Below are 19417 nucleotides of genomic sequence, written 5' to 3' on the forward strand. Positions count from 1 at the left end.
ATGACAACAGAGCTGGATTCCGTCTTAGGTATTGATCGGGATTTTTGGAGAGAGCCCTATCCTTTTTACGATAAGCTGCGGTCCATTGATCCCGTTTATAAAGGAACGGTATTGAAGCAGCCGGGCTGGTATGTTACAGGACACAATGAAGCGATGACGATTTTTAAAGACGCCAGATTTAAAAACCGCATCCCCCTTCCGGAAACGTCAACAAAATACGAAGCTCTAAAAAATGTACAGCAAAATATGCTCCTATTCAAAAACGACTCAGACCATAAGCGGATGCGAACGCTTGTCGGCAAAGAGTTTACGCCGAAGGCGGCAGATGTTTTGCGCCCTTTTATAAAAGAAGCCGCTGATGAGCTGCTTGATCAGCTGCAAACCGGGACAACCGCGGATATCGTCTCACAATTCGCGTTTCCGTTGGCAAGCCTCGTCATCGCCCGCATCCTCGGAGTGCCGAAAGAGGAGAGGCATCAATTTAGACAATGGACGGCGAATTTAATTGAGACCATTGATTTTACACGCTCCCGACAGACGCTTGTCAAAGGAAGCGATACCGCATCCAGGCTGACGGCATATGTCAGGGACTTGATCAGCAAACGAAAAGCCGTTCCGCAGGATGACTTGATCACAACATTCATCAGCGCCGGGAAGCTGACTGAGGAGGAAGTGCTTGCGACGTGTGTATTGCTCGTCATCGCCGGACACGAGACAACGGTAAACCTCATCAGCAATGGACTGCTTTCATTAATGAAGCATCCCGCACAGCTCGGTGCACTGAAGGAAAATCCGGAGCTGATCACATCTGCAGTCGAGGAGTTTTTGCGCTATGAAAGCCCGACCCAGCTGACGGCCCGAACCGCTTCAGAAGACTGCGGCATCAATGGACACGTCATCAGAAAAGGAGAGCAGGTCTATATTCTATTAGGCGCGGCAAACCGCGACCCGAACGTCTTCGATCATCCCCATGTACTCGATATTGAAAGACATCCGAATCCGCATCTTGCCTTTGGGTACGGAGCTCATGTTTGTCCGGGCTCTTCATTGGCGCGGCTTGAAGCGCAAATTGCGATTCAAGCGCTTTTAGAGCGGGCACCCGGGCTTCGGCTAGCAGGCTCCGCCGTTCAATACCGCAGGCTATTGGGATTTAGAGCGCTCGCCAGTTTGCCGGTTATCCTGAATTAGAAGGGGCATAGCCCCCTTTTTTTACATATAAAACTTAACGTTTACGTAAAAGTCTGAAAGGTGTATAATAAGAAAGGAAAAGAGGCAACGGGGGGATATTGACGTGAATTGGATGAAAATCGACCAAATGGCAAAGCGCAGCGGTTTGACGAAAAGAACGATCCGTTTTTACGAAGAAATCGGCCTTCTCTCTTCGCCGAAGCGGACGGAAGGCGGTGTCCGCCTTTATTCCGAAGACGACCTGGAAGAGCTCGAACGGGTAATCAGCGCCAAGGAAGTATTGGGATTTTCCCTGCAAGAGCTGCAGCAGTTCATGGAAACGAGCAAGCACCTGGAAATGCATAAAGAAGGCTATCTTTTGTCATTGGATAAGAAGGAAAGGAAAGAAAAGCTCGAAGACATCCAGCATATGCTGGACGAACAAATGCGAATGATTGACGAAAAGATCGAAAAATTTCAATCGTTCAAGGAGCGCTTGGAGGGCATGCGAAAAAAAGCCCGTCATGCGCTGGAACACATTGATTAAACCAAACGGAAAACGCTATATACATAGCGTTTGTTTTTATGGAAAGAAAGGTATGATTCATTGATGGAGAAACAACAGAATTCAGGTTTTTTTAAACAGCCGAAAGCGGTTTGGGCCGTAGCGTTTGCCTGCGTTATTTCGTTTATGGGCATCGGGCTGGTCGATCCGATTCTTCCGGCGATTGCAGCGCAGCTGCACGCGTCTCCCAGCCAGGTTTCGCTTTTATTTACAAGCTATCTGCTTGTGACAGGCTTTGCGATGATTTTGTCCGGAGCGATTTCGAGCCGGATCGGTGCAAAGCAGACATTGATATCAGGTCTCATTTTGATTATTATTTTTGCCGCGTTGGGCGGATTTTCCCATTCGATTGCTCAGCTTGTCGGCTTCCGGGGCGGATGGGGCCTCGGCAACGCCTTGTTCATTTCAACCGCTCTTGCCGTTATCGTCAGTGTGGCGACAGGGGGAAGCGCAAAAGCGATCATCCTGTATGAAGCGGCTCTCGGCTTGGGGATTTCTGTAGGTCCCCTTGCCGGCGGAGAGCTTGGAACGATTTCATGGAGGGCGCCGTTTTTCGGAGTATCCATTTTAATGACAGTCGCATTGCTTGCGATTCTTATTCTACTGCCGGCCATCCCGAAGCCGCAAAAGAAAATTTCCATCGGCGCTCCGATACGGGCGCTGCGTTACAAGGGGCTATTTACGCTTTCGAGCGCCGCCTTTTTATATAACTTCGGCTTTTTTACGCTGCTTGCGTATTCTCCGTTTGTTCTTGATTTAAATGAGAGGGGCCTCGGATACGTCTTTTTCGGCTGGGGACTGTTTCTCGCGATCACGTCCGTGTTTACCGCACCGGCGGTAGAGCGTGCTTTGGGAACCGTCCGCTCCCTCATCCTGCTGTTCGTCTTGTTTGCGGCAGATCTGCTGGCGCTTGCCATCTGGACGGATTACATGGCTCTAGTCATCGCGTTCATCGTGATCGGCGGCGGTATTTTAGGAATGGTCAATACGATCCTGACGACCGCTGTGATGGGAGCAGCGCCTGTCGAACGGTCAGTCGCTTCATCTGCGTACAGTTCAATCCGTTTTATCGGCGGGGCGATCGCGCCGTGGCTTGCAGGTGTGCTGGCCGACCATTATAATGCACATGCGCCTTATGTTGCCGGCTGTATCGCGGTGCTGATCGGCATGGCGGTCTTAATCGGCGGCCGCCGCCATTTGGCAAACATCAAAGCCGGACATTAAGGAAAAAGCTTGTTTCCTTTAAAAGGAGACAAGCTTTTTTTGCTTTACAGCACTTTCGTCGTCCATGATTCACAGTTCCACGTATCTGTCGCAATCTCCGTATAAAATTCGGGTTCGTGGGAGATAAGAAGGATCGAGCCTTTGTATTCCTTGAGAGCTCTTTTTAATTCTTCCTTCGCTTCAACATCCAGGTGATTCGTCGGTTCGTCGAGAACGAGAAGGTTTGTTTCCGCATTGATGAGTTTGCACAGTCTGACCTTCGCTTTTTCTCCTCCGCTTAAAACGGAGACCCGGCTTTCGATATGCTTTGTCGTCAAGCCGCATTTTGCCAGAGCAGCCCTGACTTCGTATTGCGTAAAGGAAGGGAATTCGTTCCACACCTCATCGATGCAGGTGTTGTGGCCTTCATCTTTTACTTCCTGTTCAAAATAGCCGATATGAAGGTATTCGCCCCGTTCGACTTCTCCTGACAAAGGGCGGATTTCGCCGAGCAGGCTTTTCAGCAAAGTCGTTTTTCCGATGCCGTTCGCACCGTACAGGGCGATTTTTTGGCCGCGCTCCATTTTCAGATTGAGCGGGCGGGACAGCGGCTCATCATAGCCGATGACGAGGTCTTTCGTTTCAAAGATCAACTTGCCGGACGTTCTAGCCTGTTTAAAGCGGAACTCAGGCTTCGGTTTTTCCGACGGCAGTTCGATCATGTCCATCTTATCGAGTTTTTTCTGCCGTGACATCGCCATATTGCGCGTGCTGACCCGCGCTTTGTTGCGGGCGACGAAATCTTTAAGCTCTGAAATTTCCTGCTGCTGCTTTTTATAGGCCGCTTCAAGCTGCTGTTTTTTCGCTTCATACACTTCGCGGAATTGGTTGTAGTCGCCGACATAGCGGGTCAGCTGCTGGTTTTCGACATGATAGATAAGATTGATGACGCTGTTGAGAAACGGAATATCGTGCGAAATCAAAATAAACGCGTTTTCGTAATCCTGCAAATAGCGTTTCAGCCACTCGATATGCTGTTCATCCAGGTAGTTCGTCGGCTCGTCCAATAGGAGAATGTCGGGTTTTTCAAGCAGCAGCTTGGCAAGCAGCACTTTCGTCCGCTGGCCTCCGCTTAAATCGGTGACATCCCGGTCAAGCCCAAGGTCATGGAGCCCGAGGCCGCGGGCAATCTCTTCGACCTTTGCATCAATTGCGTAAAAATCGTTGTTCGTCAGGGCGTCCTGGATCGTCCCGACTTCTTCAAGCAGCTTCTCAAGCTCGTCGGGATCAGCCTCTCCCATTTTGCCGTAAATGGCGTTCATTTCTTCTTCCATTGCAAATAAATAATGAAAAGCGTTTCTCAGCACATCGCGGATCGTCTGTCCGCGCTCGAGAACGGTATGCTGGTCAAGGTAGCCGACGCGGACTTTTTTTGACCATTCCACTTTACCTTCATCAGGTTCGAGCTTGCCCGTGATGATGTTCATAAACGTCGATTTGCCCTCGCCGTTAGCGCCGATGAGGCCGACGTGTTCGCCTTTCAGCAGGCGAAAGGATATATCTTGAAAGATCGCCCGGTCGCCAAAACCGTGGCTTAGCTTTGTTACCGATAATAAACTCATGTTTTGCACCTCGGAATATATGATAAAACCGTTCTTTACGATTATACCGGACTGCCGGGGGCAAGGTAAAAGAAAAATTGCGAAGCCGCTTCCGTTTTGAGATACTAGGAACAGGATCAACCTGAGAATAAAGGAGAAAAACATGACAGAAAAATGGCCATTTTTAAATAAAGCAAAACCGTTTATTAAGGAAAATTGGGAGGCGTCGGGCTTCCGTGAACCGACCGATGTTCAAAAAAGCACGGCCGGGCTTATTTTGGACGGGCGCGACGTGATCGCCGAATCGCCGACCGGAACGGGAAAAACGCTCGCTTACATACTGCCTGTATTGGAAAAACTGGACGCCGGTCAAAAAAACGTCCAGGCTGTAATCCTTGCCCCTTCCCGCGAGCTCGTCATGCAGATTTTTGACGTCATCGTTGAGTGGAAAAAGGGGTCTGACATCAGAGCCGCTTCATTCATCGGAGGAGCCAATATAAAGAAGCAGCAGGAAAAGCTGAAAAAACATCCGCACATTATTGCCGGCACGCCGGGGCGGGTGCTCGAGCTGATCAAGATGAAAAAGCTGAAGATGCATGAAGTAAAAACGATCGTCCTTGATGAGACGGACCATCTTCTTACACTTGAGCACCGCGGCACGATTCAAAGCATCATCAAATCGACGCTGCGCGACAGGCAGCTTGTCTGCTTTTCAGCGACGTTAAAAGAGGATGCCGAACGCGAGCTCCGCGGGATGACGAAAGACGCTGAACTGATCAGGGTGAAAAGAAAGAGTGAAGAAGCGGCAAAAATCAAGCACCAATTTCTCGTCTGCGACCAGCGCGATAAAATCAAAATTCTGCAAAAGTTTTCAAGGCTCAAGGGAATGCAGGCTCTCGTGTTCGTGAAAGACATCGGCAATTTAAGCGTGTACGCCGAAAAATTGGCTTATCACCATGTCGATGTCGGAGTCCTGCACAGTGAAGCGAAAAAGCTCGAACGGGCGAACATTCTCAAGGCGTTTGAAGCAGGCGAGTTTAACCTGCTTTTGGCAACCGACATCGCGGCGCGCGGCATCGACATTCAGCAGCTGCCATATGTCATTCATGCCGATTTGCCGAATGAAGAAGGCTATATCCACCGCTCGGGAAGAACGGGTAGAGCCGGAAGCGAAGGAACGGTCATCAGCCTTGTGACCCGCGGCGAAGCAGAGCGGCTGAAAAAGCTAGCGAAAAAGCTCGGAATCCGCCTTCAGAAAATTGTATATGAGAGAGGACAAATCATCGAAAAATAGGGGGCCTAAAAAGCCCCTCTTTTTTATGTTTTCAGGCATGGCCGCTTTTTACGGATTCAGCGTCTGAGGAGGACCGATTCAGGGAGGAAAAGGTGATATACGTCTGCATCCCTTGTATTTAAGAGGTATTGATTGGCGTTTTCCTTGGAGTCGTTAAGCATGTCCTTTGTGACAAAAGGAAGCAGGGTGAACAGATATGAAGCCAGGATGTCTTCCGTGCTGCCGGCCGTTCGCTCTTCGGGATCGCCGATGTTCATGATGATCGAAAAGATAAAATCAACATTGATGCCGAACCGTTGGGCCGCAAAGGTTTCAAAAAGGTGGGTATCCGAGTCTTCATGACCTTCCAATAGGAAAATTTGTTTGAGCAAATCGCTGATGATCCATGCGTTGTATTGCTGTTCCGGCGAAAAATAATTCAAGCGGAATCACCCCATTTTCGATTGATCTTCTTTTACTGTACCTAAACGAATCCGATAACAAACATATTTTCTGAAAATCTATAACAAATGTAATATTGATACAAGAATGTCACGCAGCGCATTTCGTTGTTTAACCGGGTGCCGATGGGGTAAGTCATAACTACAACATGCAACAAAGGAGGAGATTTTAGATGAAACCAGTTGTAAGGGAATATACAAATGATGAAAAGCTGATGAAGGATATCAACGAACTCAAGGAGATCGGCGTCGCCAGAGAGGACATATACGTTCTTTCACATGATGACGACAGGACGGAAAGAATTGCGGAAAACGCGGACGCCAATACGATCGGTGCAGAGGAGACAGGCATCAAACATGCGGTGGGGAATTTCTTCAATAAAAAGGGAGATGAACTTCGCAATAAAATTCATGAAATCGGCTTTTCAAAACAGGAAGCGGAACAGTTCGAAAAGCACCTTGATGAAGGAAAAGTGCTCCTGTTTGTAACCGATCATGATAAAGTGAAATCCTGGGTTTAAGACAGGCTGCCGACTGTGTCGGCAGCTTATTTTTTTTCATGAACCGGTGAGAAAAGGGCAAAGTAAAAAGAAATACAGATCTATAGGAGGAAATATGTCGTGACAAAAGAAAAAGATCCGGAAAAGAAACCGGAAGTTCGCTTCATTCCGTTGATCATCACGATTGCAGCCGGAATCATCATCTGGTTCATACCGGTGCCCGCCGGACTGCACCCGAAAGCGTGGCATTTATTCGCGATATTTGTGGCGACGATTATCGGCTTCATATCCAAGCCTTTGCCGATGGGATCGATCGCTATATTCGCCCTGGCGGTCACGGCTCTCACCGGAACGCTGTCAATTGAAGAGACGCTGAGCGGATTTGGAAATAAAACGATTTGGCTGATCGTCATTGCGTTTTTCATTTCCCGCGGTTTTATTAAAACAGGCCTTGGAGCGAGAATCGCCTATATGTTTGTCAGGGTGTTCGGCAAAAAAACACTCGGGCTCTCGTATTCGCTGCTTTTCAGCGATTTGATTCTCGCACCCGCCATCCCCAGCAATACTGCTAGAGCGGGAGGCATCATTTTTCCGATTATCCATTCTTTGTCGGAAACGTTCGGTTCAACGCCGGACAACGGCACAGAGCGGAAAATTGGGGCCTTTTTGCTGAAAGTCGGCTTTCAAGGAAATCTGATTACGTCTGCGATGTTCTTGACGGCGATGGCGGCGAATCCATTAGTCGCAAAACTCGCACATGATGTGGCGGGAGTGAATATGACCTGGACAAGCTGGGCGCTTGCTTCGATCGTTCCCGGAATCGTGAGCCTGATCGTTACGCCGCTTGTCATTTATAAATTGTACCCGCCCGAAATTAAAGAAACACCGGACGCTGCGGGCATTGCGACAAACAAGCTGAAGGAAATGGGACCTTTTAAACGATCAGAATTGTTCATGGTCATCGTCTTCTTCCTCGTCCTTTTTCTGTGGATATTCGGAAGCCGCGCCAATATAGACGCCACGACGACGGCTTTGATCGGTTTGTCAGTCTTATTTTTGACACAGGTGCTGACATGGGACGATATTAAAAAGGAGCAGGGTGCATGGGATACGCTTATATGGTTTGCGACTCTCCTCATGCTTGCGTCCTTTTTGAATACGCTCGGAATGGTCGGCTGGTTCAGCGATATGATGAAGTCTTTTGTTTCAGGTTTCCCATGGATGACAGCCTTCCTCGTGTTAATTCTCGTCTACTTTTATTCGCACTATTTCTTTGCCAGCGCAACCGCCCATATCAGCGCGATGTATTCGGCGTTTTTCGCCGTTACCGTAGCCGCCGGCGCGCCGCCGCTTTTATCGGCCTTCGCCCTCGCGTTTTTCAGCAACCTGTTCGGCTGTACGACACACTATGGCGCAGGAGCGGCACCCGTCTTTTTCGGTGCCGGCTATATCCCGGAAGGAAAATGGTGGTTTATCGGTTTCATCCTGTCGCTAGTTCATCTTGTGGTATGGCTCGTTGTCGGCGGCCTGTGGTGGAAGGTGCTGGGGATGTGGTGAAAAGAAGGGCAGGAGCTTGTCCTTCTTTTTATGTTCATATTGACACAGTTGATTTGAAATACACAATTTATGGTCTAGAGACGCATTTAAATTAAAAGCTTTGGAATTAGGGCCTCTATCATAAAACCCGTTTTTTATGAGTTTTTCTTTGAAACAAATGAAGGATAATAAAAATCCAATTTTTGTATTTACTTATATTGATTTACATATTAACCTAATATATGACAGATCTGTTTTTTTTTAAGTTGGCCAATAAAAGAAGAAAATTAAAAAATGGGAAGAGGGGATTATTATGAAAAAATTTTTAAGGAGAAAGAAAATATTAGTCACTTTCTCTATTATTGCTTTGGTCTTTATTTTCGGCTTTAGTACGGCGAGTTTAGCTTATAATGAACCGTATTCTTTCAATATCCGAACTGCAGTAACTGGAGCCTATAAGCATAAGCTAAGCAATAAATCTACCACCATAACTGCTAATGCAAAAACTATCAAGGCTGAGACTGGTGAAACTCTACCACAAACCCATAAATATACTGTAACAATTAGCAAGGGGATATTTACTAGTTACAATACCGGCAGATTAACCACAGGAAAAAGTTATAGCAAAAATGTAGGGAAAGTAGCTTCGGGAACGTACAGAGTTAATGTTACGAAGCATACATATTCAGATTATGGAATTAATATAAAAGGTGGAGGAAGGATTAAACAATAGAAAGATTATGAGACAAGATAATAGAATTATAATATCGACAAATCAAGTAACAAAATCATATGGGGAGGGTGCTTCATTATTTTATGCGTTGCACCCTACTACTCTTTCTATAAGCAAGGGTTCAATCAATGTAATATTGGGAAAAAGCGGATCAGGGAAAACAACTTTGCTGAGTCTCCTTGGTGGCATGGAGGATCCTACCAACGGCCATGTATGGTTTAAACAGCAAAATTTTTATAAATTAAATGATGCTGAACAAGCTAATATTAGAGGCAATAATTTTGGTTTCATTTTTCAAAATTATCATTTAATACCTGAGATTTCAGTGTTTGATAATATTATTCTCCCTCTAATGATTAATAAAAAGAAAAAAGACATTTCGGATATTAAAAAACTGACAAATATTTTGGGAATTGGAAACAAGTTAAAATCCTTTCCTTTCCAACTATCAGGTGGTCAGCAACAAAGAGTCGCTATTGCAAGAGCAATGGCCAATGATCCAGAAATCATTTTTGCGGACGAGCCTACTGGTAATTTAGATCGAAAAAATGCGAAAAAAGTTATTGAACTTTTAGTTTCTCTATGTGAACAATTTGATAAAACATTAGTGATTGTTACACACGAAGAAAACTTGATAGAAAGGCCAGATCAGCTTTTTTTTATTGAAGATGGACGAGTTAAAACTTTATAAAGGTGTTGAAATATGTTTTGGGTTAAATTAGCTTTCAAGTCATTGTTCCATAGAAAAAAATATCTTATTTAATGGTTTTTGTTATCTTTATATCTATGGTCTTTCTTATTATGGTGAACAGTGCGACAGAAGAAATTCTGAAATACACAAAAGAAAAGGCCTATGAAAAATATGGTGAACATCATGCTATAATTAACAATCTTAATGAAAAGGAGTTCAAAGAATTAAAAGGAATACATAGTATAAAAAAAGGAGGAGGAATTTTTTTAGTTGGTTATACGGAAGATTTTAATGATTCTGCAATCGGAGCATCTATTGGATGGTTTGACAAAAATGCTTTAGAATTAGGGCATATCCATATTTTACATGGGAGGATGCCTGTACACAAAAATGAGATTGCTATTGAATCATTTTTAACTGAATCTTTTAAAACAGATGACGTTATTGGAGAGAATGTTAAACTAAAAATAGGTGCTATTGAGGAAGATTACCAAGTAGTAGGTGTTGTGAATAACTATTCATCTAATTGGTCTACTCCAATAAATATAGAAAAAGGAAAGAATACATATCCGAATATCTTTGTAAGTCCGACAATACTTAATGCAAAAAAGCACATTGATATACAAAATAGTCTTATTTTTTCTCTTCAAAATGAAGATGTAGATAGGATCGAACAAGAAATAAATGAAAATTTCGAAAAGCATTTGTCAAGTGTTGAACAATTATATGAAAACGAGAATCTTTTTAATGAAGGATATAAAAACTATAATACCATTTTTCACATCTGTTTGTTTTTTTCAATTATTCTAATATTCGGTTCGTTATGCTGCTGTTTTCGAATATTTGAGGTTTTCTATAAGAATTACCGAAAAAAAATTGCGATACTGAGATCTTATGGAGCAAAAAAACATCATATAAGGCTTCTTGTTTTTTTTCAGATTACCATCATTGTTTTAGTGAGTTTCTTAATATCTTTTCCAGTTGGGACATACTTGAAAAAGATATTAAATCATCAAACATATGTTACTGATAGCTATAGTTCTTCACCTCTGCTGGAATCTACTCTGTTCGTCACGATTTGGCTCATCGTATTATTTTTTTCATTATGCATAACAGCATTAATTTTAACGGAAAAAATAAGCAAAGAAACAATTCAAACGAATTTAAAAGGGAATCCTCTTATAGTAAAGGGATACCGTGTTTATCAATTTATCGAAAAATTTCCTTTTAAATTGAAGTCTTTAGTGATTCAACTTGCGTTTCGATGGAAATCTTCCATATTATTTATTGTGATACTGTCTTTCTCGATCATGATTTTTTTCTTTACCCAGTTAATTTCCGAAGAAATAATTGATAAACCCGAAGAAACAACACCGGATTTTATACTTTCATCTAAGCAATTGACTGCTGAAGAACATGTAAATGGCTATGCAATAGAAACCAATCAATCTGTTTCTTTTGATTATAAAAGTGTGGAAGATCTTCAACGCATGCCAGGAATTATTTATATTGATAAAGTTCCAAACTCACTAGGGAGTACCTTACTTTTAACTAAACAACAGCTTTCACCATACATTAAATCTTGGATGAGTAACTATAAACTGGAAAATATAAATGTTGAGATATCTGAGGATACAATTGATAATTTAATACCAAATAATCTTATACCAATTCCTAATGTGGATATTGTATTAGTGAATGACAGTGAACTTAAACAACTTAAATACATGTATAATTTCGAAGAAAGTTCCATTGGGAAATTAAAAAAATCCAGGTCAGCCTTTATTTTCTTTCTGAAATAAATCAAAAAGGAATGAATAATAAAATTATAAATGGAGACGAAGTGAAAATTGGTAGGATTGCTTTTACCTCTAATGAAAAAAAACTAGCTTTTGAAAATTGGGATTTTAAGATAGAACAAATCATCTTGTCTCCTTACATGATGCAAAAAAATCAAATTTCTCAAGAGCGTGAAGGAATTACAGTTTTAATTTATGAAGAAGTAGCTAAAAAATTTTGGGTTTTTGATGGCTATAAAGAATTGAAAATATATACTGATCATTCTATTTCTAATCAAAAAAAGAAGGGGATTATTAATAAAACGAAACAAATGGTGGCCTCAATTCCTGGAAGTCTTTATTATTCGGAAACAGAAGATAATAAGAGGATTGAATCAATTTCAAATTATCTTTCAATATTAGGAACTATATTATTTACGGTTACTGCATTTTATTCTGTTTTAACATTAGCTGCAACAATCTATTCTAGAATCATTCAAAGACAAGCTGAAATTGCAATTAATCGAGCCTTTGGAAAAAGTGTCACAGCAGTTTTTAAAGAACTAATAATTGAAATGACTACCTATTTAATTTTAGCGTTTCTTTTAAGCGGAACAATAATTCTTTTTCTTACATTTTCAATGCCTGAAAACCATAATATTTATAATTATCTTAAATATTATTTTTACTCAGTTGCTTTTACAGGCACTTTATCCTTGATTTCACTATCTATTTTATTTTTCGTATTGAAAAAAATAAGTATTTCTGACGCTTTAAAAGCTAAAGAAGAATAGTTTGGTAAGTAGTGTTTATGAGCTATGGTGAAAATCAACAAAACTTGATAGTATAGTGACAAAAAATAAGGGTGTGGATTTTAATGTTCTGGTCAGTTGATTTAATGCTGCTCGGTTTCATGTTTGCAATCGTCTACTTTTTGTATGACATTGTCAAAAACCGAAAAAAGACAAGTTTTTTTAGGAAAATGGCGTTTGCCAGTTTTATTGTTTATTTGAGCTTTGTTTATCACTATACGTTAGGCGGGATCAACATTCCGCCGCAGCCGGCATACGCTCAAATGAACATTCAGCTCATTCCATTTTATTTTGTCGCTGAATGGATGCAAATGTATCAGCAGAGCGGATTTGACTGGTTTTTTTGGAATTCCGTCAAGCTTACATTTTTTAATATTTTATTGCTCATTCCTTTAGGTGTGTATCTTTCCGTTCTATGGAGAAAAACTTCGCTTAAAAAAGCGGCAGTGTTTGTTTTTTTGACAAGCTTTTTGATTGAGAGTCTCCAACTTGTGCTATCTGTGACAGGATTAATAATGGCGAGAACTTTTAATGTCGACGATTTAATTCTAAATACGGCCGGCGGCGTAATTGGTTTTTGTCTGACATCTTTAATGTTTGGAGCAAAAGGATCAGGTTCCCGCAGGAAAGGTCTGCATTTTTGAATAAAGCGCGAAAGATGATTCTCGCAAGGCAATCATCTTTGTTACTTAAAACCGAAAACTCAGGTTTTTAAATCGATGAATGCCGGTGCCATGCTTGACCAGCCCGTGTTTCTTCAAGTGCCATGCCGCATACCAGGCTTCCTGTAAAATGACGGGATCAAGCCCCAGCTGATGGTGCCCGCCGAAAACCTTCCCCACACGCCTGATGGCCGAAATTTTTTCAAGCAACTCAACCAAGCTGGCCGGATCTGTCGTCGGGTAAAAAGCGTAGATGGGAGCTCCGGTATACAGAAGGTCTCCGGTGAACAGATAACCGTTTGCGGCGTCAAAGATGCAGATATGGCCCGGGGAATGTCCTGGTGTATGGTAAATGACGAGCGGCCTTGAACCGATCTCGATGATGTCGCCGTCTGCCATAACACCCGTCGGTTCACCTGTGTACGGCGTATAGCTTTCAGGATCGAACGTGTCAGGGACGGGTTTTGTAATATCGCGTGACACGTCTTTTCGTATTTGTTCGATTGGAAGACCTTTTATTCCGCCGGCGAGCCAATCTTTCTCAGCTTCGTGTACATAAATGCGCTCATATTTCCCGTGGCATCCGATATGATCCCAATGCACATGGGTGGTAATGACGGTAACCGGCATGCTCGTCAGCTTGTCGGTTATTCTTTTGATATTGTCAATCCCGAGTCCTGTGTCAATCAAAGCGGCTTCTTTTGTTCCGAGCAGCAAATAGGAGTGAACATTTTCCCAATGTCCGTATTCACTGATCGCAAATGTCTTCTCATCAAGCTTTGTCACGGTAAACCAGCGATCCTCCATCACTTTCCCGCCTCCCAGCTCTTTTAAAAAAACTGTACCATGCCACCCGCCGGCCGGGAAGCCGCCCCTTCGATGCAAAAATACTCATAAACACACCGGAGTAAGCACACACTAACGCTGAAAAATTTTGTAAAGCGACGGTGATACAAGTGAGCGATTCTTATATGCCCCTGACCTCCGTGAATAGCGGGGTCTGCAAGGAATATGCAAAAGGAATTTACGGATTAACGGTTCAGATTGTCAATGTGTTTTTTATCCTCGCGCCTTCAGGTGATGCGGTGCTGATCGACTGCGGAATGCCGAAATCGGCATCTTTCATTATCAAAGAGGCGGAGAAGCTGCTTGAAAACGATCGTCAGCTGAAGGCGATCATTTTGACGCATGGGCATTTCGATCATGTCGGGGCGCTGGAGGAGCTGTTGGATAGATGGCAAGTTCCCGTTTATGTCCATCCGGAAGAAATGCCGTATGTAACGGGAAAGGCCGATTACCCGCCGGCAAAGCCTGAGGCGAAAAGCGGGCTGGTCGCAAAGCTGTCCCCTCTCTTTCCGCGGCATTCGATCGATGTTTCGTCAAGGGCAAATCCGCTTAAGGAAGACGGCTCAGTTCCGTTTTTAGAAGACTGGAGATGGATTGCTACCCCGGGCCATATCTCGCTTTTTCGCGAATCGGACAAAACGCTGGTTGCGGGTGACGCCGTCACGACGGTTGAACAGGAATCCCTTTTTGAAGTTGCGATTCAAAAACAAGAGCTGAACGGGCCGCCGGCGTATTTCACGATGGACTGGTTAAAAGTGGGGGAGTCGATTCGAAAGCTGGCTGAGCTGAAGCCCGCCTCATTATTGACCGGACACGGCGTGCCGATGAAGGGAACGGACTTTTCGCAAGAGCTTTCGAGCCTGGCGGACAGCCTTCCCGCTTCACAGGGATGGTAAGAAAAAATTACCATAACAACACGTGTTTTTATGCATCAAATGATTAATTTTCTGACTTTTTTGACAAAAGGAGCGGTTGTTTCATTTATAATGCAGATATGCTGTGAAAGGAGCTGAGGAAAGATGAACATTCAAAAAAGGGTACAGGCTTTGTTTGGAATTTCTCTTTTGTTGGGCGGACTGATGCTGTCCGGTGTGGTCCATGCTGCTGACACCCCTTATTATGGAAAGTTATATACTCAGCCAGAACAACTGTCTTCATTATATCCGGAGCCTCGGGCAGCGTTTCAAACTCCGGCATTCGTAAAGGATGATGAGGCATTCACGACACAGGAAGAAATGATGAGGTTTATCACAAGACTGACAAAAAAGAGTCCGAATGTCAAAATGAAAAATATCGGTTTTTCAATTGAGAAAAGAGCGATTCCGGTTCTGTACTTTACAAAAGACGACCGCATCCTCTCCGTATCCAATAAACCGACGATATGGCTGGAGGCGCAGATTCACGGCAATGAACCGGCCTCAGGCGAATCGGCTCTGGCCATCGCTGAAAAGCTGGCCGGACCTTACGGCGACAAGGTGCTTCAAAAAGTCAATGTGATCATCGTTCCGAGAATCAATCCTGACGGATCGTATCAGTTCACTAGAAAGCTTGCGAGCGGCATTGACGCAAACCGGGATCATGTGAAGCTTGAGTCGCCCGAGCTGCGTGCGCTTCATAGAGAATTCAATAAATATTCTCCGGAGGTCGTCATCGACGCACACGAATACGGCGTCGGCCAAAATGAATTTCAGAATATCGGAGAAAAAGGCGCTTTAAAATACCACGATCTTTTAATTTTATCAGGGAAAAATTTAAATATACCGGAAGGAATCAGAAGCGCATCTGACAGCCTTTTTGTAAACGGCGTCAGAGAAAAGCTCAGTGAAAAAGGGTTTTCAAACGATTTCTACTATACGACAGGGAAAACGGAAGACGGAAAAATAGAGATCTATGAAGGAGGACCGGAAGCGAGAATCGGACGCAACGCCTTTGCTCTTCAGCCGGCTCTTTCATTTCTTGTCGAGAGCAGGGGAATCGACATCGGCCGCGAAAACTTTAAACGTAGGGTGGCCGCCCAAGTGACGACGCATAAAACGATCATAGATACGACAGTCAAGCATGCGGCGGAAATCAAACATCTTGTCGCCTCTGAAAAATGGAAGCTGAACCAAAAAGGAGCGAAAGCCGATGACAAGGACCAGGTGGTCATCAAAAGCGATTTTGCCGGACCGTTTAAAGACACGCTGAAAATGGCTGACATCGCTTCAGGGCAGGCGATTGACGTCCCTGTTCAATATTACAACTCAAGCCAAGCTGTTCCCGTCCTTTCGCGAACGCGGCCGGTCGCCTATCTCGTCCTCCCCGGACACGAGGACATCGATAGAAAACTGAAAGACCAAGGTTTAAAAAGCGCGGCATTGCGGTTTAAGCAGAAACTTTCAGCAGAAGCCTATCAGGTCACCTCAAAAGAAACGGCCGGAGAATCAGAAGGCCGTCCTGTGGTTCAAGTTGAAACGGCGCTCAAACACGTGAAAAAAGAATTTCCGAAAGGCACAAAAGTGTATGTTACGGCACAGCCGCAAACGAATCTGCTGTCGATCGCGCTTGAGCCTGAATCGGTTGACAGCTTTGTAAGCACAGGCTACATCTCCTCTGAAAAAGGAAAAGAGCTGCCTGTCTATCGCTTTATGCTTGATCAAAAAGCGCTTCATTTACAAAAATAAACGAAAAGCATCCGTCTTGACGGCGGATGCTTTTTAACATTTATTTCAGAAAGAAAGGTTTTAAACCTCAACGAAAACCGATAAAATAAGAATCAATTGGGAGCAGGAAGGGGAGGAGTCATTTGGAAAATCGTGAAGCGCTTTGGATGGAAGCAAAGAACTTCATTGAACAATGCTATAAAGAATTGTCTAAATCAGCCGAAGAAATGAAGGAACGTTTACATACAATCCGGGAGGACATCATCAGAACGGGGAGCTATTCGCATCAGGCAGAAGAGCTGGAACACGGAGCAAGGATGGCCTGGAGAAACAGCAGCCGCTGCATCGGAAGGCTGTTCTGGAACTCTCTTTCCGTCATTGACAGGCGCGATGCGGAAACGGAAGAGGAGGTTCGGGACGCGCTTTATCATCATATCAAATCGGCGACGAACGACGGGAAAATCAAACCGTTCATCACGATTTTTCCTCCTGAGGAAAACGGCAAAAAAAAGGTGACGATTTGGAATCACCAGCTGATCAGGTATGCGGGATATGAGACGGAAAACGGCATCATCGGGGATCCGGCTTCAATCGATTTGACTAGGGCATGCGAGGAGCTTGGCTGGAGAGGCGAAAGAACGCATTTTGACGTGCTTCCGCTTATTTTTCAAATCGATGGCAAGCCTCCCGTCTGGTATGAGCTGCCCCGGTCGATCGTCAAAGAGGTGCCGCTTACACACCCTGACATTGAAGCGTTTAAAGACCTGGGACTGAAATGGTATGCTGTGCCGATCATTGCGGATATGAAGCTTGAAATCGGGGGAATTCATTATAACGCGGCTCCGTTTAACGGCTGGTACATGGGCACGGAGATCGGCGCGCGCAATTTAGCCGATGAAGACCGCTACAATATGCTCGGGAAAGTGGCGAACATCATGGGCCTTGATACTGAGCGAAATGCTTCATTGTGGAAAGACCGGGCGCTCGTTGAATTGAACACGGCCGTGCTTCATTCATACAAACAGGCAGGCGTCAGCATCGTCGATCACCACACGGCGGCAAGCCAGTTTAAACGCTTTGAGGAGCAGGAGGCAGAAGAGGGGCGCGAGCTGACGGCAAGCTGGACGTGGCTGATCCCGCCGCTGTCGCCGGCATCGACCCATATTTTCCACAGCCATTATGAGAATAAAACCGTAAAACCGAATTATTTTTATCAGGATAAGCCTTATATCGAACAGTAAAAGGAGACTGCAGCAATGAAAAAACACCTTTGGCTTGGCGCCGCTCTGGCTGTTATGTTGTCCGTTTTGACTTATACGGGAGCGGAAGCAAAAGGGGCAAAAATCGTACTTGGTTATACGACGGGGGAGACGGCATCATACCGTTCGCTGACGAGTTATCACAGCTATCTGAACGCGATAGCGCCTGATACGTATGCGTTTGACCAAAAAGGAAACATCATCGGAGAGACGCCGAAAAACCAGCTGTCGTATGCAAAAAAGAAAAAAATAAAAACGTGGGCGGTCATCTCCAATTATAATGAATCGATTCAAGACTTTGACGGGAACCTGGCGTCGCGCGTCATGACAAACAAAACTGTGCGCAAACATTTTGCCGCCCGGCTCGTCAAGCTTGCCAAAAAAGAATCGTTTACCGGAATCAACATCGACTTTGAAGCGGTAAAACCGGGCGACAGGGCCAAGTATTCGAGCCTCATTCAATACGTGGCAGGCGTACTGAAAAAGAACAAGATCAAAACGATGGTATCGGTTCCTGCCAAAAGCGCGGATAATCGAAATGATGACTGGAGCTGGCCGTACGACTACGCAAAAATCGGCAAATATGCCGACTATGTGCAAGTCATGACATACGACGAACACGGCGTTTGGGGCAGTCTGGGATCAGTCGCCGGAACGAACTGGATCAAGGGAACGTTACAATATGCGGTAAAGACGATCAAAGCGAATAAAGTGATCATGGGCATTCCGTCTTACGGGAACGACTGGGATCTGAAGGATCATTCGAACAGCAAATTAAAACAGTGGAATGAGCTTGCGGCGCTCAAAAAAAAGCTGAAGGCAAAGCCTGTTTACAACAAAAAATCGGGCTCCATGATGTTTTCTTATAAGGACGCAAACAAACATAAGCATGTCGTCTGGTATGAAGACGAAAAAACGATTGCAGCGAAGAGCCGCCTGGCCAGGCAGTATAAAATCGCAGGTGTATCCGTTTATTCTTTAGGACACGAATCAGCGTCGTTCTGGAAGGCGGTTCAAAAAGGAATGAAATAAACGTTGAAAACGGCTGTCCGAAAAAAACGGGCAGCCTGATTTATGCCCGAAGGAGCTGTTTTATGAAACACGATATTGACTTATTTATGGAACGGAATTTTATGGGAATGCACTTAAAACCGCCGTTATTCTACAGATGGCCGTACGGGATTCGTTTTGAAATCGCAAAGCCTTGGGCAGATCATGAAGAACCGGACAACCTTCGGCAGATGAAAGAAAGAAGCCTTGCGATATTCAACCGGGTGTTTTCAGCCGCCGATAACATGCTGATTGCCGCGGATATCACCTTTGGGCAAAAAAAGCGGATGAACCTTTTTAAAAAATGCGTGAAGCAAAAAACGATTTTAAAGAGGCTGCAGCATCGGGGGGACAGCCGTTTTTATCTTCGCTGCACGAAGGGCGATATCCGCTTCGGCAACTGCTGTCCGTCATATGCGCCAAAGATTTTTCGAATCCGGGATACGATTTTGACATCTATTTTTTGAATGCCTCGCGGAAGATGGTTTTCCATTTGTATGATGACCGGGGTTGCGATGTGATCGCCGCTCGGAAAGAAGACCTTGAGCCGCTGTACAGCCGGTTGAACGAATGGATTTTAGACGTTGACAGGGACCGGATTGATCGATTATTTGCAAATAAATAAGACCGGTTAAAAC

The 19417-nt window shown here is 44.4% G+C and carries 18 protein-coding genes and 1 pseudogene; 16 read left to right on the forward strand and 3 right to left on the reverse strand.

The genetic code is table 11. The features are described 5' to 3' along the window. From NSQ39_RS04405 to NSQ39_RS04415, 3 genes are all read left to right on the forward strand, one after another. The gene (locus NSQ39_RS04405) at positions 1–1188 is read left to right on the forward strand and encodes a cytochrome P450 (protein ID WP_046130389.1); all 1188 of its coding nucleotides are present in this window, start codon (positions 1–3) and stop codon (positions 1186–1188) included. Between the two features lie 103 nt (positions 1189–1291). Continuing rightward, positions 1292–1714, forward strand: a complete 423-nt coding sequence (locus NSQ39_RS04410) for a MerR family transcriptional regulator (RefSeq protein WP_046130388.1) — start codon at positions 1292–1294, stop codon at positions 1712–1714. A 63-nt stretch (positions 1715–1777) separates the two neighbouring features. Continuing rightward, the gene (locus tag NSQ39_RS04415) at positions 1778–2956 is read left to right on the forward strand and encodes an MFS transporter (RefSeq protein WP_046130387.1); all 1179 of its coding nucleotides are present in this window, start codon (positions 1778–1780) and stop codon (positions 2954–2956) included. A 44-nt stretch (positions 2957–3000) separates the two neighbouring features. On the opposite strand, the gene NSQ39_RS04420 is transcribed toward NSQ39_RS04415, so the two are convergent. Beyond that, positions 3001–4557, reverse strand: a complete 1557-nt coding sequence (locus tag NSQ39_RS04420; protein ID WP_046130386.1) for an ABC-F family ATP-binding cassette domain-containing protein — start codon at positions 4555–4557, stop codon at positions 3001–3003. 142 nt (positions 4558–4699) lie between these two features. Here NSQ39_RS04420 and NSQ39_RS04425 point away from each other — a divergent pair, with 142 nt between their 5' ends. After that, entirely contained in the window at positions 4700–5830 is a 1131-nt protein-coding gene (locus NSQ39_RS04425) for a DEAD/DEAH box helicase (RefSeq protein WP_175075896.1), read from the forward strand. Positions 5831–5886: 56 nt separating this feature from the next. Here NSQ39_RS04425 and NSQ39_RS04430 read toward each other — a convergent pair whose 3' ends face one another. Beyond that, complete coding sequence (locus tag NSQ39_RS04430; RefSeq protein WP_175075897.1) at positions 5887–6252, reverse strand: DUF3212 family protein; 366 nt, start codon at positions 6250–6252, stop codon at positions 5887–5889. A gap of 191 nt (positions 6253–6443) precedes the next feature. Between NSQ39_RS04430 and NSQ39_RS04435 the strand changes: the two genes are divergently transcribed. The 7 genes from NSQ39_RS04435 (at position 6444) to NSQ39_RS04465 (ending at position 12964) form a co-directional block, all read left to right on the forward strand. After that, positions 6444–6791, forward strand: coding sequence for a general stress protein (locus NSQ39_RS04435; protein ID WP_046130383.1), 348 nt, complete (start codon positions 6444–6446; stop codon positions 6789–6791). Positions 6792–6890: 99 nt separating this feature from the next. After that, positions 6891–8327: an anion permease gene (locus NSQ39_RS04440; protein ID WP_175075898.1), complete on the forward strand. Its 1437-nt coding sequence runs from the start codon at positions 6891–6893 to the stop codon at positions 8325–8327. A 292-nt stretch (positions 8328–8619) separates the two neighbouring features. Further along, the gene (locus NSQ39_RS04445) at positions 8620–9039 is read left to right on the forward strand and encodes a hypothetical protein (protein ID WP_046130381.1); all 420 of its coding nucleotides are present in this window, start codon (positions 8620–8622) and stop codon (positions 9037–9039) included. Further along, complete coding sequence (locus NSQ39_RS04450; RefSeq protein WP_231947425.1) at positions 9017–9730, forward strand: ABC transporter ATP-binding protein; 714 nt, start codon at positions 9017–9019, stop codon at positions 9728–9730. Before NSQ39_RS04445 ends, NSQ39_RS04450 begins: the two co-directional genes overlap by 23 nt. Before the next feature lie 110 nt (positions 9731–9840). After that, entirely contained in the window at positions 9841–11532 is a 1692-nt protein-coding gene (locus NSQ39_RS04455; RefSeq protein WP_175075899.1) for an FtsX-like permease family protein, read from the forward strand. Between the two features lie 11 nt (positions 11533–11543). Beyond that, positions 11544–12302: an FtsX-like permease family protein gene (locus tag NSQ39_RS04460; RefSeq protein ID WP_216899055.1), complete on the forward strand. Its 759-nt coding sequence runs from the start codon at positions 11544–11546 to the stop codon at positions 12300–12302. Positions 12303–12385: 83 nt separating this feature from the next. Beyond that, positions 12386–12964 (forward strand): VanZ family protein, encoded by a 579-nt coding sequence (locus NSQ39_RS04465; protein WP_046130378.1) that lies wholly within the window; start codon positions 12386–12388, stop codon positions 12962–12964. Between the two features lie 45 nt (positions 12965–13009). Here the strand turns inward: NSQ39_RS04465 and NSQ39_RS04470 are convergent, their stop codons facing one another. Then, a complete protein-coding gene (locus NSQ39_RS04470) occupies positions 13010–13789 on the reverse strand; it encodes an MBL fold metallo-hydrolase (RefSeq protein ID WP_202049272.1) in 780 nt (259 codons plus the stop codon). A gap of 149 nt (positions 13790–13938) precedes the next feature. On the opposite strand from NSQ39_RS04470, the gene NSQ39_RS04475 reads away from it, so the two are divergent. The 5 genes and pseudogenes from NSQ39_RS04475 to NSQ39_RS04495 all read left to right on the forward strand — a co-directional run bounded on the left by NSQ39_RS04475 (position 13939) and on the right by NSQ39_RS04495 (position 19404). Continuing rightward, entirely contained in the window at positions 13939–14724 is a 786-nt protein-coding gene (locus NSQ39_RS04475) for an MBL fold metallo-hydrolase (RefSeq protein WP_175075902.1), read from the forward strand. A gap of 123 nt (positions 14725–14847) precedes the next feature. Then, positions 14848–16491, forward strand: coding sequence for a M14 family metallopeptidase (locus NSQ39_RS04480; protein ID WP_175075903.1), 1644 nt, complete (start codon positions 14848–14850; stop codon positions 16489–16491). Positions 16492–16613: 122 nt separating this feature from the next. Continuing rightward, complete coding sequence (locus NSQ39_RS04485) at positions 16614–17711, forward strand: nitric oxide synthase oxygenase (RefSeq protein WP_046130375.1); 1098 nt, start codon at positions 16614–16616, stop codon at positions 17709–17711. Positions 17712–17726: 15 nt separating this feature from the next. Further along, entirely contained in the window at positions 17727–18761 is a 1035-nt protein-coding gene (locus NSQ39_RS04490; protein WP_175075904.1) for a glycosyl hydrolase family 18 protein, read from the forward strand. A gap of 107 nt (positions 18762–18868) precedes the next feature. After that, positions 18869–19404: pseudogene (locus NSQ39_RS04495) on the forward strand (DUF3885 domain-containing protein). Positions 19405–19417 lie beyond the last annotated feature (13 nt).

The sequence above is a fragment of the Bacillus sp. FSL W8-0848 genome, assembly GCF_038007805.1.
Lineage (GTDB): Bacteria > Bacillota > Bacilli > Bacillales > Bacillaceae > Bacillus > Bacillus glycinifermentans.

What these genes read in the sequence shown, in the direction of transcription:
- NSQ39_RS04465 (WP_046130378.1), top strand. Translation starts at nt 12,386, where the DNA reads ATGTTCTGGTCAGTTGATTTAATGCTGCTCGGTTTCATGTTTGCAATC.
- NSQ39_RS04445 (WP_046130381.1), top strand. Translation starts at nt 8,620, where the DNA reads ATGAAAAAATTTTTAAGGAGAAAGAAAATATTAGTCACTTTCTCTATT.
- NSQ39_RS04405 (WP_046130389.1), top strand. Translation starts at nt 1, where the DNA reads ATGACAACAGAGCTGGATTCCGTCTTAGGTATTGATCGGGATTTTTGG.
- NSQ39_RS04415 (WP_046130387.1), top strand. Translation starts at nt 1,778, where the DNA reads ATGGAGAAACAACAGAATTCAGGTTTTTTTAAACAGCCGAAAGCGGTT.
- NSQ39_RS04455 (WP_175075899.1), top strand. Translation starts at nt 9,841, where the DNA reads ATGGTGAACAGTGCGACAGAAGAAATTCTGAAATACACAAAAGAAAAG.
- NSQ39_RS04480 (WP_175075903.1), top strand. Translation starts at nt 14,848, where the DNA reads ATGAACATTCAAAAAAGGGTACAGGCTTTGTTTGGAATTTCTCTTTTG.
- NSQ39_RS04490 (WP_175075904.1), top strand. Translation starts at nt 17,727, where the DNA reads ATGAAAAAACACCTTTGGCTTGGCGCCGCTCTGGCTGTTATGTTGTCC.
- NSQ39_RS04420 (WP_046130386.1), bottom strand. Translation starts at nt 4,557, where the DNA reads ATGAGTTTATTATCGGTAACAAAGCTAAGCCACGGTTTTGGCGACCGG.
- NSQ39_RS04425 (WP_175075896.1), top strand. Translation starts at nt 4,700, where the DNA reads ATGACAGAAAAATGGCCATTTTTAAATAAAGCAAAACCGTTTATTAAG.
- NSQ39_RS04460 (WP_216899055.1), top strand. Translation starts at nt 11,544, where the DNA reads ATGAATAATAAAATTATAAATGGAGACGAAGTGAAAATTGGTAGGATT.
- NSQ39_RS04435 (WP_046130383.1), top strand. Translation starts at nt 6,444, where the DNA reads ATGAAACCAGTTGTAAGGGAATATACAAATGATGAAAAGCTGATGAAG.
- NSQ39_RS04470 (WP_202049272.1), bottom strand. Translation starts at nt 13,789, where the DNA reads ATGGAGGATCGCTGGTTTACCGTGACAAAGCTTGATGAGAAGACATTT.